Source organism: Rathayibacter tanaceti (assembly GCF_009834165.1).
GTDB lineage: Bacteria > Actinomycetota > Actinomycetes > Actinomycetales > Microbacteriaceae > Rathayibacter > Rathayibacter tanaceti.
In genome coordinates this window covers 2,159,449-2,174,861 of record NZ_CP047186.1, presented here as the reverse complement: position 1 = coordinate 2,174,861, position 15,413 = coordinate 2,159,449, and the positions used below count along the sequence as shown (strand labels likewise).

The following is a 15,413-nucleotide window of genomic DNA, read 5'->3' as shown; positions in this document are numbered from 1 at the left end:
GCCCGTCCGGCACTCCTCGGACCACCCTCACCCGACCGGGGGCGACCACCGTGGGAACTGAGTGGCTCCTCCTCGGCGTCGGCCTGCTGCTGACACTGGGTACCGGCGTCTTCGTCGCCAGCGAGTTCGCCCTGGTGAACCTCGACCGCGCCGATCTCGAGGCCCGCCGCGATCGGGGTGAGACCAGGCTCGGAATGACCATCGCCGCGCTGCGGGTCACCTCGACGCACCTCTCGAGCGCGCAGCTCGGGATCACGCTGACGACGTTGCTGACCGGCTACACGATGGAACCCGCGCTCTCGACTCTGCTGGAGCAGCCGTTCAGCGGCCTCGGCATCCCCGAGGAGGCGCTCGCGCCGGTGATGACAGTCGTCGCGATCGTCATCGCGACGCTCCTGTCGATGATCCTCGGCGAGCTGGTGCCCAAGAACTTCGCGCTGGCGCTGCCGCGGGCGACCGCCAAGCTCGTGGTCCCGCTCCAGACCGCGTTCACCACCGTGTTCCGACCTGCCGTCGCCCTGCTCAACGGCAGCGCGAACGCCCTGCTGCGGCTCGTCGGCATCGAGCCCAAGGAAGAGCTCTCTGGCGCCCGCAGCGCCGAGGAGCTGTCGAGCCTCGTCCGCCACTCCGCCAGCGCGGGACTGCTTGAGGAGGACACCGCCGACCTGCTCGGACGCACTCTCCGTTTCTCCGCCCTCACCGCGGGCGATGTGATGACGCCGCGCCTCCGCCTGTCGACCGTCGAACGCGCGAGCACGGCGCAGGATGTGCTCGACCTCGCCCGCACCACCGGCCTCTCGCGCTTCCCGATCACCGACGACGACATCGACGACATCGTCGGAGTCGTGCACGTGAAACAGGCGGTCGCGGTGCCGCGCGGCAAGCGCTCCGAGGTGCCGGTGACGGCGCTGCGCTCCGAACCGCTCCGCGTCCCCGAGACCATGAAGCTCGACGTGCTGCTGACGGAGTTGCGCGGCCGGGGCTTCCAGCTCGCCGTCGTCGTCGACGAGTACGGCGGAACGGCGGGCGTCGCAACGCTCGAGGACCTCGTCGAGGAGCTCGTGGGCGAGGTGGCCGACGAGCACGACCGCTCCCGCGCCGACGTCGTCAAGCTGCCCGGATCGACGACCTTCCCCGGGATGCTGCGTCCGGACGAGGTGCTCGACCGTGCCGGCGTCCACATCCCCGCAGAGGGCCCCTACGAGACGGTCGCCGGCTTCGTGATGAGCCAGCTCGGCCGCCTCCCCGCGGTCGGCGACCGGATCGCGGTCGAGGGCGGATCGCTCCGCGTCGAGCGGCTCGACGGACGGCGCATCGACCGGCTCCGCTTCACCCCCGATCCGGAGGCTGTCCCCGAGGGTATCCCCGATCCGCTCGCCGACGTCGCGCACGGCCACCGCGGCCGGAAGGAGGCCGACGATGAGTGACTGGGCAGGAATCGCCTGGCTCGTGGTGCTCCTCGCTGCGAACGCCTTCTTCGTCGGAGCGGAGTTCGCCGTCATCTCGGCCCGCCGCTCCCAGATCGAGCCCCTCGCCGAAAGCGGACGCCGCAGCGCGATCACCGCGCTGGCAGCCATGGAGCACGCCACGCTGATGCTGGCCACGACCCAGCTGGGCATCACCGTCTGCTCGCTGCTCATCCTCAACGTCAGCGAGCCGGCGATCCACCACCTGCTCGAGGTGCCGCTGCACGCCGTCGGCATCCCCGACGAGCTCTCGGGGACCGTCGCATTCGTCATCACCCTGCTGATCGTGTCGTTCCTGCACGTGGTCCTCGGCGAGATGGTGCCCAAGAACATCTCGTTCTCGATGCCGGACCGCGCCGTGCTCCTGCTCGCACCTCCGCTCGTCGCGATCGCCCGCGTGCTGCGCCCCATCATCGTCGCGCTGAACGCGATCTCGAACGGGGTGCTCCGTCTGTTCAAGGTCGAGCCGAAGGACGAGGCGAACAGCACCTTCACGCTCGAGGAGGTGCAGACGATCGTCGACCAGTCCACCCGCGAGGGAACGCTGCGCGACTCCACCGGCACCCTCCTCGCCGCGTTCGAGTTCACCGAGAAGAAGGTCCACGACGTCGCCCTGCCCCTCGACGGCATCGTCAGCCTCCCCAGCGGAGCCACGCCCGCCGACGTCGAACGCGCCGTGGCCAAGCACGGGTTCTCGCGCTACGTGATCCTCGGCGACGACGGCACCCCCGAGGGCTACATCCACCTCAAGGACGTGCTCGACCTCGACGGGGACACCGAGGGCGAGAAGTTCCGCCTCCCGGTCCCCGCGAAACGCATCCGCCAACTCGCCTCGATCTTCGAGGCCACCGACCTCGAGGACGCCCTCGCGATCATGCGCCGCACCGGCGCGCACCTCGCGCGCGCCTTCGACGAGCAGGGCCGGGCCACGGGAGTGCTGTTCCTGGAGGACATCATCGAGGAGTTGGTCGGCGAGGTCGACGACGCCACCCGCCGCTGACGGCGCGCGAGGCGTGGGCGGCGCAGTCGCGGCGTTGTCGTCAGGCGCGATACCGCCGGTATCGCTTCCTCCTCCGCCTTGCGACTGCACCGCCCACGCCTCGCGCCGACTCCTGGTTGGGAGGGGAGGGGGGCGCGGCTTCGCCGGCGCGGCGTGGGGCGGGGCGGGGTGGGCCGCGGGGCGGGGAGAGGTGCGGTGGGGTGGGTCGTAGGGTGGCGGGATGACGGATGGGTTCGCGGGAGTCGGGGTGGCGGAGGCGGCACGGGAGCTGCGGCGACCGCGGGCGGAGGACGACAAGTACCGGCGGGGGGTGCTCGGGGTGGCGACGGGGTCCGAGCGGTACCCGGGAGCCGCGGTGCTGGGAGTCGAAGCGGCGGTGCGGACGGGAGTCGGCATGGTGCGCTACCTGGGGTCGGAGCGGCCCTCGGCTCTGGTGCTCGCGCGACGACCCGAAGTGGTGACGGCGGCGGGGCGCGTGCAGGCGTGGCTCGTCGGCTCCGGCACCAGCGCCGACGACCGCAGCGACGACCAGCGGCGCACGCTGCTCGACCAGCTGCACTCCGGAGTGCCGGTCGTGCTCGACGCAGGCGCCCTCGACCTGATCGACGAGGTCGCCGGACCGGTCGTCATCACGCCGCACTTCCGCGAGCTGGCGGGCCTGCTCACCCGCTCCGGAGAGGACGTCGACGTCGCCGCCGTCGCGGCCGATCCGGGCGGATGGGCGCGGCGAGCCGCCGACCGTTTCGAGGCCTGCGTGCTCCTCAAGGGCAGCACGACGCACGTGGTCGCCGGGGCGACCGCCCTGGCGGTCAGCGGCTCGACGCCCTGGCTCGCCACCGCCGGCAGCGGTGACGTCCTCGGCGGAGTCCTGGGCGCGCTGCTCGCCGGCCGCTCCGCCGACGCGGAGGCGGCCGGGCGCGTCCTCGCTCTCGAGGATCTCGCGCCGCTCGCCGCCGCCGCCGCGGTCCTGCACGCGGAGGCCGGCCGCTCCGCCTCCCGCGGTGGACCGATCGCCGCACTCGACATCGCCGAGCACCTGTCGGGAGTCGTCGCCCGACTCCTCTGGTGACTCTCTCAGGAATCGCTCAGCCTCAGGGGTGAACCGTCTCGGTTCCTCTGTCGTTGTCCCGGGAGAAGCGGCGCTCCCGCGTCTCCGGTGCCTCACCGGATTCGCACAGCCGCCTCATCGAACGCTCGTCGAGAGCGCCTCTACCGTCGGATCCGCCGCGTCCGCCCCAACCAGGAGTACAGACATGACCGCGAAGACCACGACCCGCTACGCCCTCACCCTGCTCGCCGGTGCCGGCACACTCGCCGCCCTCGCGGCGTGCTCGAGCACCGCCACCGCCGGAGACGACTCCGCCGACACGACCACCACCGCGCCGACCTCGGCCACGAGCCCGACCCCCACCGCCACCGGAGCCGCCGGCGACGCTGCGGGCACCGGCAGCTACACCGACGGCAGCTACGAGGCCGAGGGTGCCTACACCTCGCCCGGCGGCAACGAGAAGGTCGGCGTCTCGCTCACCCTCGCCGACGGCGTCATCACCGAGGTGACCGTCACGCCCGAATCCGAGAACCCGACCGGCCAGCAGTACCAGGAGCGCTTCGCGAGCGGTATCTCGGGTGAGGTCGTCGGCAAGTCGCTCGACGAGATCGACGTCTCGAAGGTGTCCGGCTCCTCGCTCACCGCGACCGGCTTCAACGAGGCCGTCGAGACCATCAAGGCAGATGCCACGGCCTGATGCCGTGAGCGTGCTCGGGCACGCCTGGCGGTTCGAGGCGATCGGCACGTCCTGGCAGCTCGACACCGTCGATCCGCTCGGAGACGACGACCGCGCGAGGATCTCGGCGCGCATCGAGGACTACGACCGCACCTGGTCGCGCTTCCGCGCCGATTCGCTGGTCTCACGCCTCCGGATCGAGACGGGTGAGCATGTGTTCCCGGCCGAGGCCGAGGAGCTCTTCACCCTCTACGACGTGCTCGACGAGGCGACCGGAGGAGGGGTGACCCCGTTCGTCGGCGACGCACTCGAAGAGCTCGGCTACGACCCCGCTTACAGCCTCGTCCCGCGTGGGCCCGCCGCTCCTGCTCCGTCTTGGAGCGCGGCCCGCACGGGAGGACCGACGGTGGTGCGCACTGACGCGAGCGTGGTGCTCGACGTCGGAGCCGCCGGCAAGGGGCAGCTCGTCGACCTCGTGCTCGACGAGCTCGCCTCGGCCGGAATTGAACGGGCGATCGTCGACGCCGGAGGCGACCTCCGGGGTCGCGGAGCGGGCCCCTTCCGGGTCGGCCTCGAGCACCCCTACGACCCCACTCGCGCCATCGGCGTGGCCGTTCCCGGTGAACGCGCGCTCTGCGGCTCCGCGAGCAACCGCCGCGCCTGGGCCGACGGCCTGCACCACGTCCTCGACGGCCGGTCCGGCCGTCCGGTCGAGACGATCGTCGCGACCTGGGTCGTGGCCGACACCGCCCTGGTGGCCGACGGACTGGCGACCGCGCTGTTCGTCTGCCCGCCCGAGACCCTCGCCGACCGCTTCGACTTCGAGTTCGTCCGAGTCCGCAGCGACGGCACCCTCCATTACTCGCCTTCCTTCCCCGGAGAGGTCTTCCGATGATCGGCACCCTCGATCGCGCCCTCGGTCGCGTCACCACCTACAGACTGGTCTGGACGACGCTCACCGCGCTCCTCCTGGTCGCCGTCTGCTACTCCGCAGCGGGGCTGATCTTCTTCTCCCCGCTCGAGATCATCGCCACGGCGGCCATCGCTGTCGTCGCGACGGTCGGAGCCACCTACGCCGTCTCGCGACTCGTGCGCAGACCCGCGCACCTCGAGTCGTCGATCATCACCGGACTCCTGATCGCCTTCCTGCTCTTCCCGACCTCGGAGCCGCAGGCGCTCCTCGTCGTCGCGCTCGTCGGAGTCGTCGCCGCGGTCTCCAAGTACGTCCTGGTGTGGCGGGGCCGGCACCTCTTCAATCCCGCTGCGGTCGCGGTTCTCCTGGTCGCTCTGGTGCAGGGGCTTCTGGCCGATACTCCGCTCGCCGGCTCGCTCACCGCTGCGGCCTGGGTGCTCCCGACCGGCGTGATGTGGCCGTGGGTCCTCGTCGGCTCCCTCCTCGTGGTCGCACGGGTGCGCCGCTGGGCCGTCTTCGTGGTCTTCGTCGTCGTGGCGAGCGCGGTGTCGGTGCAGCAGTCCCTCCAGGGCGGCCTGGAGCTGGGCGCCGCGCTCACGTCGGTCCTCACGGCGTACCCCTTCGTCTTCGCGGGAGCGTTCATGCTCACCGAGCCGCTGACGCTCGCGCCCCGCAGGTCGCAGCAGCTGATCATCGCGGTCGTCGCGGCCCTGCTCGCCAGCGTCCCGTTCCACCTCGGCGTTCTCTACGCCTCTCCGGAGCTCGGACTCGTGGTCGGCAACGCGCTCGCCTTCGCGTTCGCCTACCGTCAGCGCCGGAGTCACGCGCTCCAGCTGACCTCAAGCAGGACCCTCGCGCCCGGCATCGCCGAGTACCGCTTCCGCTCGTCGGTGCCGCTCCACTTCGAGCCCGGCCAGTGGCTCGAGCTCGACCTGCCGCACCGCGCCGACCGGCGGGGGAGTCGTCGCACGTTCTCCGTCTCCTCCGCTCCCCGCGAGGGCGAGATCGCGATCGCCCTGCGGATGCCCGAGAAGGCGAGCAGCTTCAAGCGCACTCTGGCGGCGCTCGAGCCCGGCAGCACTCTCCGCGCGACCAGCATCGGTGGCGACTTCGTGCTGCCGACCGACCCCTCCGTCCCCCTGCTGCTCGTAGCGGGCGGCATCGGGATCACCCCGTTCGCCAGCCAGCTGCGCTCCCTCGCCGAGGGGCCACGGCGCGACGTGGTCGTCGTGGTCGCCGCTCCGAGCCTCGAGGACGTCGCCTACCGCGACCTGCTCGAGGAGTCCGGCGCGCGCGTCGTTCTTCGCTCGCGGGAGACGCCCTCCTCACTGCCGGATGGATGGTCGCACGTGACCGGCCGGCTGACCGCCGAGGTGCTGGCGGACGCGGTCCCGGACGCGGGCCGTCGGGTCGGCTACGTCTCCGGCTCACCGTCATTCGTCGACGCCGTCCGCGGCGCTCTGCGCGGAGCGGGTGCCAAGCGCATCCGCACCGACGCCTTCCCGGGGTACTGACACTCTCAGCAAGGCACAGCCCCTGCCAGGGTCCGGTTCAGCCATCCGATTACACTGACGCGGTGCCGTCCTCCCCTCCCCGCGCGTCCGCCCGCCCCCTCGACCGGCTGCGCGAGAACCGCGACTCGGCCGCCGTGCTCTGGGGCAGCTTCGCCCTCGTGCACGTCCTGCTCTCGCTGCTGGCGCTCTTCGCGCCGGGGCTGCCGATGGGCGATGTCAGCATCGTCTACAAGGAGTGGATGAGGACGGCCGTCGAGGGCGGCGGGATCGCCGGCATCGACACCGGCTGGGTGTACCCGATCCTGGCCTGGGCGCCGATGTCCGCTTCGTGGCTCTTCGGCGCGGGCGGCTACGACCTGATGTGGCTCGTCCTGGTGACCCTCGCCGACGCAGCAGCCTTCGCTCTGCTCCTGCGGGGGCGCTCGCGGCCGAGTCTGGCCGCTGCGCGCTGGTGGCTGCTCTTCCTTGTCCTCCTCGGCCCGATCGCGGTCGGCCGCATCGACGCCTTCACCGCACCGCCCGCCATCGCAGGCATGCTGTGGGCCGCGACCCGGCCCGGTGCCGCCGCGTTCCTGCTCACGATCGGAACGTGGATCAAGGTCTGGCCGGCCGCGATCCTCGCCGCCGCGCTGCTCGTGCTCCGCGGCCGGGTGCGGACGGTGATCGTTCCCGCGGTCACGTCCGCCGTGATCGTCGTCGCGGTGGTCCTCGTCGGAGGCGGCGACCAGGTCTTCAGCTTCGTCACCGACCAGACCGACCGCGGCCTCCAGATCGAGGCCGTCGTCAGCACGCCGTGGATGTGGCTGTCGGTCGTCCCCGGAACCGGCAGCTACGTCTACTACGCCGCCGACATCAACACCTTCGAGATGCACGGGCCGGGTACCGAGTTCGCGGCGAGCCTGATGACTCCGCTGCTCGCGCTGGCGATGCTGGGCGTGGCCCTGCTCGGCCTTCGGGCGCTCGCCCGACGGGCGGAGCCGACCAGGCTGTTCCCGCTCCTCGCGCTGACCTTCGTCGTCGTGTTCATCGATGCCAACAAGGTGCTCTCCCCGCAGTACATCGTCTGGCTCGCACCGCCCGTGATCGCGGGTCTCATCGCCTGCCTCGACGGCTCCTTCGACCGCCCGGCGAAGCTCACGCTGCTCACGGCGGCGCTGACGCAGGTCGTCTATCCCTACCTCTACCTGTTCCTGCTCTGGTCGCACTGGTGGATGGTTCTCTTACTCACCGCGCGCAACGTCGTGCTCGTCGTCCTCCTGGGCTGGCTCGTGCGCGAGCTGTGGCGGGTGGGCTCGCCCCGTGCACTCGACACGGCCGGCCTTCCTGCCGCGACCGGCAGCGGGGCGATCCGCGTGGCGGCCCAGGGGTCGTAGGCGGGCGGCCCAGGGGTCGTAGGTGACCGGTCGCGGTCCTCGTAGGCTCGGACTGCGCGGCCGAGACGCGGCGGCGCAGTCAGGGAGGCTCCCATGCTCGTCGCTTTCTCGGTCGCTCCTTCCGGGGGCGAAGCTCCCGACGCCTCGGTGCACGTCGCCGTCGCCGCCGCCGTCCGCATCGTCCGCGAGAGTGGACTGCCCCACCGCACGACCTCGATGTTCACCGAGATCGAGGGTGACTGGGACGAGGTGTTCGACGTGGTCAAGCGGGCGACCGAGGCGGTCGGCGCCTTCGGAACGCGGGTCTCACTCGTGCTGAAGGCCGATATCCGCCCCGGCTTCTCGGGCGAGCTCGACGGCAAGCTCGAGCGCCTCGATCGCGCCCTGGGGGAGTAGCGGCTCCCCGTCGTCGGGTCGATCGGAGGCGACCGCCCCCTCTCCGTGGACGCCCTCTCGAATCGATTCGACATCGATCGGATCCCGAGTAGCCTTGACCGGTGACACTCTCGCCGGCCCGCACCCGTCTCGCCCTGCTCGCCCTCGCCATGGGAGGATTCGGCATCGGCTCCACCGAGTTCGTCGCGATGGGGCTCCTGCCCCAGCTGGCGGCGGACCTCCTGCCCGGGGTCTCAGCGGAGGACCCGGAGCTGGCCGTCTCGCAGGCCGGAATGCTGATCTCGGCCTACGCCCTCGGCGTGGTCGTCGGCGCCCCGACCATTGCGGCTGCGGCGGCCCGCTGGCCGCGCAAGCGCCTCCTCCTCACGCTGCTGGTCGCCTTCACGATCGGCACGATCGGGTCGGCGCTCCTGCCGAGCTTCCCGCTCGTGCTCATCGCCCGCTTCGTCGCCGCGCTGCCGCACGGGGCTTACTTCGGTATCGCCTCCCTCGTGGCGGCCGACCTGATGGGGCCGGGCAAGCGCGGCAAGGGGGTCGCCTTCGTGCTCTCGGGACTGACGATCGCCAACGTGGTTGGCGTCCCCGCGATCACCTGGGTGGGCCAGGTGGCGGGCTGGCGCGTCGCCTACCTGGTGGTGGCCGCGCTCTTCGCGCTCACCGTGATCGCTGTCCAGGTGCTCGTGCCGCACCAGCCGGGCAACCCCGCTGCCACGATGCGCTCCGAGCTGCGGGCCTTCGGACGGCTGCAGGTCTGGATGACGCTGCTCGTCGGCGCGGTCGGCTTCGGCGGCCTGTTCGCGATGTACAGCTACATCTCACCGCTCTCGACCGAGGTGACGGGGCTGCCGCTGGGCGCGGTGCCGTGGATCCTGGTGGTGATCGGCCTGGGGATGACGGTCGGCAACCTCGTCGGAGGCTGGGCAGCGGACCGTGACGTGCGGCGTGCCCTGGTCGTGCTCTTCGTCGGAGTGGGCGTCTCGCTGGTCGGTCTGGCGCTGTCCGCGACGACGGTGGTCGGCCTGATCGTGTTCACGTTCCTCGCGGCGGGGTTCTCGGCGGCGGCCTCGCCCGCGATCCAGACCAGGCTGATGGATGTGGCGCGCGACAGTCAGACGATCGCCGCAGCACTCAACCATTCCGCGCTCAACATCGGCAATTCGCTGGGTGCGGCGCTGGGCGGTCTGGTCATTGCGGCGGGCCTGGGCTACCTCTCGCCCCTGTGGGTCGGAGTCGGTCTGACCGCCGCGGGGATCGCCCTGGCGCTGACCAGCATCGCCATCGACCGTGTGCGCGGAACCGTCTACCCGGTCCACCGCGAGCCGGCGGCTCCCGGCACCAAGGGCATCCCTGTCAACGCCCTGTAGGCGTCCGCTCCGGAGAATCGACGCCGAGTTCTGGAAGGATCGCGTCATGCGCGCAGTCAGCTACCGGTCCTTCGGCGCCGTCCCCGAGATCGTCGAGGTCCCCGATCCCGTCTGCCCCGCCGACGGGGTCGTGGTCCGTGTCGCCGCGACAGGGGTGTGCCGGAGCGATTGGCACGCATGGAAGGGGCACGACGACTCGGTCGTCCCTCCCCAGATCCCCGGGCACGAGTTCGCCGGGACAGTCGCGGAGGTCGGCGCAGAGGTGGGGCACTTCGCCGTCGGCGACCGGGTGACGGCCCCGTTCGTGTTCGCCTGCGGGGTCTGCGAACAGTGCCTCGCGGGTGCGACGCAGGTGTGCCTCCGGCAGCAACAGCCGGGGTTCACGCTCGATGGTTCGCACGCTGAGGCGCTGGTGGTGCCTCGCGCGGATCTGAACCTGGTTCCGCTCCCCGACGCTGTCGGCTTCATCGAGGCGGCAGGACTCGGCTGCCGCTTCGGGACCGCTTACCACGCGCTGCACGTGCGTGGCCGGGTCGCCGCGGGCGAGTGGGTGGCCGTGTTCGGCTGTGGCGGAGTGGGCCTGTCGGCGGTGATCGTCGCCCTGGCGGCGGGTGCTCGGGTGATCGCCGTCGATGTCTCTGTCGCGGCCCTCGAGGCCGCCGCTGCGCTCGGCGCACTCACCGTCGTCGCCGGTGAGGGTGTCGTAGCCGCGGTCCGAGAGGCGACCGGCGGTGGAGCGCACGTCGGCATCGACGCCGTCGGGAGCAGGGCAACCTCGGAGACCTCGATCGCGGTGCTGAGGCCGCGCGGGCGCCACGTGCAGGTCGGCCTGCTCCTGGGTGCGGAGGCGGCCCCGGCGGTCCCCCTCGGCCGCGTCATCGCGCAGGAGCTCGAGCTGCTCGGCAGTCACGGCATCGCCCGCGGCGGCTACACCGCGATGCTCGACGACATCGTCGCGGGCCGCCTCCGGCCCGCCGACTCGGTCGGCCAGCTCATCACTTTCGATGCCCTGCCGTCCGCACTCACCGCCATGGATCGCTCCTCCGTCACTCCCGGAATGACGGTCGCCGTCCTGGCCCCTTGACGTCCTGGCCCCCTGACGTCTCCCGCCGCCGTCCCGCCCGGGTGATGGCCAGGGGAGGGGGGCTCAGTCCGTCTCGATCAGGATCCCATCCTGGATGGCGCGCTTGCGCAGGGCGACCTTGGTTCCCACGTCGATGCCGACCACGCGGTACTTCTCGCGGATGCGCTTGAGGTACGACTTGGCGGTCTCCTCCGAGATGCCGAGCTCGAACGCGACGGACTTGACCGGCTCGCCACCGCCGTAGAGCGCCATCACTCGACGCTCCTGAGCGCTCAGCTTGGGCGCCCCGTCGGAGTCGCCCGTCGAGAGGGCCATGTCGAGCTCGTGAGAGATGTAGGAGTGGCCGTCCTTGGCCGCCCGGATCGCCTCGACGATCATGTCGGCGTCCTCCGTCTTGACCAGGTAGCCGAGCGCTCCGGAGGCCAGCGCCTCGCGCACCACGGCGGGTTCGGAGTACGTGCTCATCAGCACGGTCTTCACCCCGGTGGTCTTCAGAGTCGAGAGCTTCACCGAGATCGGGATGTTGTCCTTGAGATCGAGGTCGAGCAGGACGACATCGACGGGGAACTCGGGGTGCGTGAGCAGCTCGGGCCAGGAGGCGACGGCGGCGACGAGCTGGATGTCGGACGCGGCCCCGCGGATCCACTCCGTGAGTGCGCCGAGGAGCATCTTGTGGTCGTCGACGACCGCGAGGGTGATCTTCGAATCGGCGGTGGGGGTCATCGGTGTCCTTCTACTCGGCTGTCGTCGGGGCGTCTCTGCGGCTGCTCACCGGTCGACCGGGTTCTCGACCAGGCAGTCGATCTCGATGCGCAGCTCTCCGTCGCGGGAGTTGTCGCGGAAGACGCCGACCCGAGCGATAGCCTCCCACGTCGCCGGATCGACCCCGCGCAGGGGCGCGCCCGATGAGCGGAGGGTGATCGGCACGAGCAGACGCCGCCCCGCCGACTCGGACCCGCGGTCGCGCGCGATCCCGGTCTCGATGTGCAGGACCAGCGCGAGCCCCGTCGCGCTGTCGGCGATCAGCCAGACCGCCGAGAGCAGTCCGTCGCGCTGATGCTGGGCCAGCAGCCCTGCGGCGCCGTCGGGGTCGTCCAGATCGATGAGGGGAGCCAGCAGCTCCGACTCGACGACGGCGTGGTGCAGCCAGGTCTCGCGCCGGCCCTCGATCAGGTGGAGGCGGAGCTGCGTGGCCAGCGAGGTGGCGTGGGCGGCGCGCTGCGCGTCGAGCGGCAACGGCACGGAGCCGTCCCCGACCTGGGTGAGGAGGCGTTCGGCGGCGAGGTCGAGGCGTGCCAGCTCTTCGGAGGCGAGCATCCCCACCGCGTAGCGCGGCCCGAGCGTTGCGCTCTCGACGAGGGCGCGGTCGATCTCGATGCGCACCATCCGGCGGAAACCGCGCATCATCACGACGACGACCACAGCGGGTGCGAGAGTGACGACGAGCGCGCTGATCCGCACCGCGAGTGCCGCTGGGCCCCCGGACTCCATCGCGCAGAAGGCGATGACTTCGGCGATCGCGATGAGGCCTCCGACAGCGAGGATCTCGACTCCCCGCCGGTGCACGATCAGAGCGGAGTGCGCGACAGCTGCGGCCACCGCGGCGGTCGGCGCAGTGCGGGCGGACCCGGAGTCGGTCACCGCGATCAGGTCGAGCGCGACCGCCGTGCCGGCGCCGACCAGGAAGCAGAGGTACACCGGAGTGTGCAGACGTCGCCCGCCGATCTGGACGGCGAGCAGCGTCGAGCAGAAGGCGGCGACGACCACCACCCAGGAGATCGCCGTGAGCCGGGGCTCGGCGTAACGGCCGGCGGTGGTCAGGAAGATCAGCAGCTCGTAGGCCATGATTGCGGCGGCGATGCCGTTCAGGCCGCTGCCGAGGTAGTTCGTGCCGAGTCCCTCCTGCTGGCGTCGCGCCGACCGTGCGGCGCGAGTGGAGCGGCCCCTGCCCGTGCCGGGTCCGCCCTCTCCGAGCAGCGGTGCAGGCAGATCGGGGAGCGCGCTCACTTCGGCACCTCGAGGACCACGGTCGTGCCCGAACCGGGGGCGCTGAACAGGCGGGTGCGGCCGCCGACGTCGCTGAGGCGGGCCACGACCGACTCCGTGAAACCCAGCTTCGAGTGCGGGACCGACTCGATGTCGAAACCCGCGCCCGCATCGGTGACCATCGCTCGCACGGTGTCCTCGTCCTCGGTGATCGTGACATCGGCGGAGCTGACGCCGGAGTGCCGCCGCACGTTCTCGAGGCACTCGGCCAGCGCGAGCACGAAGGAGTCGAGCGCGACGCCCGTCAGCGCCACCGTGCCCGAGCCGTGCCAGATCACCTCGAGGCCCATCCGGCCGAATCGGTGGCGGACGGCCTCGAGGGTGTGGGCAGCGGGAGCCGTCGTGACGCTGGTCAGCTGGTAGGAGCCCGAGGCGCTGGGAGTCGGGGTCCCGCCGAGCCGCAGCTGGCGGAGGAGGCGGGCGTCCTGTGCCGCCTGCTGCCGGAGCGCCTCGACCGAGACTCCGCGACCCGAGTGCGCGAGGAGGGTGAGCGTGGCGAGCACCGTGTCGTGCAGGAGCCGCGCGCCCTGGCGACGCTGCGCCTCCATCTCGCTCGCTTGGCGCTCGACCCGGTGGGCAGTGCCGATGCTGTCGATGCGACGGATGACGAGCGGTACGGCGCTGCTGATCCAGAGGGCGAAGCAGCCCAGCGTGCCCCACGGCAGCAGGCTCTGCACCACGACCGTCGGCATCGCCGTGTCGCTGGACACGAGGGCCGAGGGGATCACGCTCACCAGGAGCACGGGCAGGAGCAGGGCGAGGCGGCGCACGCTGGTGGTCACGACCACGGCGACGCTGGCGGTGATGGCGTTCGCGGTGTTGACCAGGACGAACCCCGCGAAGTCGCTCCCCGGCGCGAGCCCGAGCGCGAGGCCGACGCCGAGGAGCAGGCCTCCGACCGCCACGGCGAGGAGGCTGCCCCGCCGACCGGAGCGCGCGAGCTCGATGTGCGCGGTGGCGAGCCCGAGGATCAGGGCGACCGCGAAGGGGACGGCCGCCGCTTCGAGGATGCCGGGGATGAGCACCATCGTCAGGGCTGCGGCCTCGGTCACCAGGCCGATCCCGCACGCGGAGTGTCGCAGCAGCCGGTCTCGCTCGCGAGCGCTGCGGATCATCGGCACGCTCTGGCCCCCTCCGGTCGTCGGCGCTGGGCTGCCCCGTGTTCACGATAGCCAGTGCCGCTGCGGCGCGGCGCGGAGCGCGCGGCGCGGGGCGTGGGGTGGTGCCCGCCGCGGTCAGCCGTTTCGGCCGTCGTCGGGATGCGCCAGCAGCCGGGCGAGGTGGGCGCCGACGGCGTCGTCCTCGATCAGGAAGCCGTCGTGACCGAAGGTCGAGGTGATCACCGCGACCTCACCCCCGTCGAGGGCGCCCGGGGCGTGCGCGGCGATGATCCGCTGTCCCTCGACGGGGAACAAGCGGTCGCTGTCGATGCCGAGCACCAGGGTGGGGCTGACGATCCGCGAGAGAGCGGCCGCCTCTCCGCCCCGGCCGCGGCCGACGTCGTGGGAGTTCATCGCCTCCACGAGCGTGATGTAGCTGTTCGCGTCGAAGCGGCGCGTGAACTTGTTGCCGTGGAAGTCGAGGTACGACTCCACCGCGAACCGCCCGCCGCCTCCGAGTGGGCTCAACCCCGACTGCCAGCTGCGCTCGAAGCGGTCGTTGAGCTCGGAGGGGCTGCGGTAGTTCAGCAGCGCCATCCTCCGGGCCAGAGCGAGACCGTGGTAGGGACCCTGTCCGTCGCCCGCGTCGTAATAGGCCCCGCCGGCGTACGCCGCGTCGTTGCGGATCGCCTCCAGCTGGACGAAGTTGAGCGCGATCTGGTCGGCGGTCGCCCGTGGCGGAGCGGCGAGGACCGCGAGCCGCGCGACGCGCTCCGAGTGCTCGATGCCCCACTCCAGCGCCTGCATCCCTCCCATCGAGCCGCCGATGACGGAGTGCCAGCGCTGGATGCCGAGGAGGTCGCTGAAACGCACCTGCGCCTGCACCTGGTCGCGGATGCTCGTGTAGGGGAACCGGGCACCCCACTCGTGCCCGTCCGGGGCGAGGGAGGCGGGGCCGGTGGAGCCCTGGCAGCCTCCGAGCATGTTCGGCGCGACGACGAACCAGCGCTCGGTATCGATGACGAGGCCGGGCCCGACCAGGCCCGACCACCAGCCGTCGGTCGCGTGACCGGGCTCGCCGCGGCCGAGCAGGTGAGAGTCGCCGGTCAGCGCGTGCAGCACTAGGACGGCGTTGTCCCGCTCGGGCGAGAGCTCGCCCCAGGTCTCGTAGGCGATCCGCGCGTGGGGGAGGTGCCCGCCTGCCTCGAAGGCGAATGGGCCGAGGTCGACGAAGCGGCGACCGCCCGGATGGTCTCCTTCGCGCCAGGCGCCGGTGGCGGGTGGCTTGCCGATCACCGAGCGGAGCTGACGCTCGGTGATGAACGCGGACGGAACGGTGTCCTCGAGTGTCTGCTGCCAGTCCATAAGCAGTGCCCATCGTGTCAGAGAGCGGAGGCGTGCCCGCGAGTATGACGTGCGGCCCCCACTCCGCT

General features: G+C 71.6%; 14 protein-coding genes. 10 read left to right on the top strand and 4 right to left on the bottom strand.

What is annotated here, in order from left to right; all coding sequences use genetic code 11:
• Positions 1-50 precede the first annotated feature (50 nt).
• From GSU10_RS10195 to GSU10_RS10150, 10 genes are all read left to right on the top strand, one after another.
• A complete protein-coding gene (locus GSU10_RS10195; protein ID WP_082845158.1) occupies positions 51-1,427 on the top strand; it encodes a hemolysin family protein in 1,377 nt (458 codons plus the stop codon).
• Positions 1,420-2,466 (top strand): hemolysin family protein, encoded by a 1,047-nt coding sequence (locus tag GSU10_RS10190; RefSeq protein ID WP_068211502.1) that lies wholly within the window; start codon positions 1,420-1,422, stop codon positions 2,464-2,466. The genes GSU10_RS10195 and GSU10_RS10190 overlap by 8 nt, the downstream gene beginning before the upstream one ends.
• Before the next feature lie 220 nt (positions 2,467-2,686).
• Positions 2,687-3,535 carry an ADP-dependent NAD(P)H-hydrate dehydratase gene (locus GSU10_RS10185; RefSeq protein ID WP_132504045.1) on the top strand — a complete coding sequence of 283 codons (849 nt, stop codon included), beginning with the start codon at positions 2,687-2,689 and terminating at the stop codon, positions 3,533-3,535.
• A 184-nt stretch (positions 3,536-3,719) separates the two neighbouring features.
• A complete protein-coding gene (locus GSU10_RS10180) occupies positions 3,720-4,211 on the top strand; it encodes an FMN-binding protein (RefSeq protein ID WP_132504047.1) in 492 nt (163 codons plus the stop codon).
• On the top strand, positions 4,198-5,085 hold the full coding sequence (locus GSU10_RS10175; protein WP_132504049.1) for an FAD:protein FMN transferase: 888 nt from the start codon (positions 4,198-4,200) through the stop codon (positions 5,083-5,085). Before GSU10_RS10180 ends, GSU10_RS10175 begins: the two co-directional genes overlap by 14 nt.
• A complete protein-coding gene (locus GSU10_RS10170; protein ID WP_068207284.1) occupies positions 5,082-6,617 on the top strand; it encodes an FAD-dependent oxidoreductase in 1,536 nt (511 codons plus the stop codon). Before GSU10_RS10175 ends, GSU10_RS10170 begins: the two co-directional genes overlap by 4 nt.
• Before the next feature lie 62 nt (positions 6,618-6,679).
• Entirely contained in the window at positions 6,680-7,990 is a 1,311-nt protein-coding gene (locus tag GSU10_RS10165; protein WP_158286057.1) for a glycosyltransferase 87 family protein, read from the top strand.
• Between the two features lie 93 nt (positions 7,991-8,083).
• Positions 8,084-8,386 (top strand): thiamine-binding protein, encoded by a 303-nt coding sequence (locus GSU10_RS10160; RefSeq protein WP_068207281.1) that lies wholly within the window; start codon positions 8,084-8,086, stop codon positions 8,384-8,386.
• A 149-nt stretch (positions 8,387-8,535) separates the two neighbouring features.
• Positions 8,536-9,750: an MFS transporter gene (locus tag GSU10_RS10155; RefSeq protein WP_068207323.1), complete on the top strand. Its 1,215-nt coding sequence runs from the start codon at positions 8,536-8,538 to the stop codon at positions 9,748-9,750.
• A gap of 46 nt (positions 9,751-9,796) precedes the next feature.
• Positions 9,797-10,834 (top strand): alcohol dehydrogenase catalytic domain-containing protein, encoded by a 1,038-nt coding sequence (locus GSU10_RS10150; RefSeq protein ID WP_068207278.1) that lies wholly within the window; start codon positions 9,797-9,799, stop codon positions 10,832-10,834.
• A gap of 63 nt (positions 10,835-10,897) precedes the next feature.
• Here GSU10_RS10150 and GSU10_RS10145 read toward each other — a convergent pair whose 3' ends face one another.
• The 4 genes from GSU10_RS10145 to metX form a co-directional block, all read right to left on the bottom strand.
• Positions 10,898-11,557, bottom strand: a complete 660-nt coding sequence (locus GSU10_RS10145) for a response regulator transcription factor (protein ID WP_068207276.1) — start codon at positions 11,555-11,557, stop codon at positions 10,898-10,900.
• Positions 11,558-11,602: 45 nt separating this feature from the next.
• Positions 11,603-12,841 (bottom strand): hypothetical protein, encoded by a 1,239-nt coding sequence (locus GSU10_RS10140; RefSeq protein WP_068207273.1) that lies wholly within the window; start codon positions 12,839-12,841, stop codon positions 11,603-11,605.
• Positions 12,838-13,995, bottom strand: coding sequence for a sensor histidine kinase (locus GSU10_RS10135; RefSeq protein ID WP_132504053.1), 1,158 nt, complete (start codon positions 13,993-13,995; stop codon positions 12,838-12,840). The genes GSU10_RS10140 and GSU10_RS10135 overlap by 4 nt, the downstream gene beginning before the upstream one ends.
• A gap of 120 nt (positions 13,996-14,115) precedes the next feature.
• A complete protein-coding gene (gene metX, locus GSU10_RS10130) occupies positions 14,116-15,345 on the bottom strand; it encodes a homoserine O-acetyltransferase MetX (protein WP_068207270.1) in 1,230 nt (409 codons plus the stop codon).
• Positions 15,346-15,413: the final 68 nt, after the last annotated feature.

Coding starts and splice junctions, on each gene's coding strand:
- GSU10_RS10160 (WP_068207281.1), top strand. CDS start 8,084: ATGCTCGTCGCTTTCTCGGTCGCTCCTTCCGGGGGCGAAGCTCCCGAC.
- GSU10_RS10155 (WP_068207323.1), top strand. CDS start 8,536: ATGGGAGGATTCGGCATCGGCTCCACCGAGTTCGTCGCGATGGGGCTC.
- GSU10_RS10185 (WP_132504045.1), top strand. CDS start 2,687: ATGACGGATGGGTTCGCGGGAGTCGGGGTGGCGGAGGCGGCACGGGAG.
- GSU10_RS10175 (WP_132504049.1), top strand. CDS start 4,198: ATGCCACGGCCTGATGCCGTGAGCGTGCTCGGGCACGCCTGGCGGTTC.
- GSU10_RS10150 (WP_068207278.1), top strand. CDS start 9,797: ATGCGCGCAGTCAGCTACCGGTCCTTCGGCGCCGTCCCCGAGATCGTC.
- GSU10_RS10135 (WP_132504053.1), bottom strand. CDS start 13,995: ATGATCCGCAGCGCTCGCGAGCGAGACCGGCTGCTGCGACACTCCGCG.
- GSU10_RS10190 (WP_068211502.1), top strand. CDS start 1,420: ATGAGTGACTGGGCAGGAATCGCCTGGCTCGTGGTGCTCCTCGCTGCG.
- metX (WP_068207270.1), bottom strand. CDS start 15,345: ATGGACTGGCAGCAGACACTCGAGGACACCGTTCCGTCCGCGTTCATC.
- GSU10_RS10170 (WP_068207284.1), top strand. CDS start 5,082: ATGATCGGCACCCTCGATCGCGCCCTCGGTCGCGTCACCACCTACAGA.
- GSU10_RS10145 (WP_068207276.1), bottom strand. CDS start 11,557: ATGACCCCCACCGCCGATTCGAAGATCACCCTCGCGGTCGTCGACGAC.
- GSU10_RS10180 (WP_132504047.1), top strand. CDS start 3,720: ATGACCGCGAAGACCACGACCCGCTACGCCCTCACCCTGCTCGCCGGT.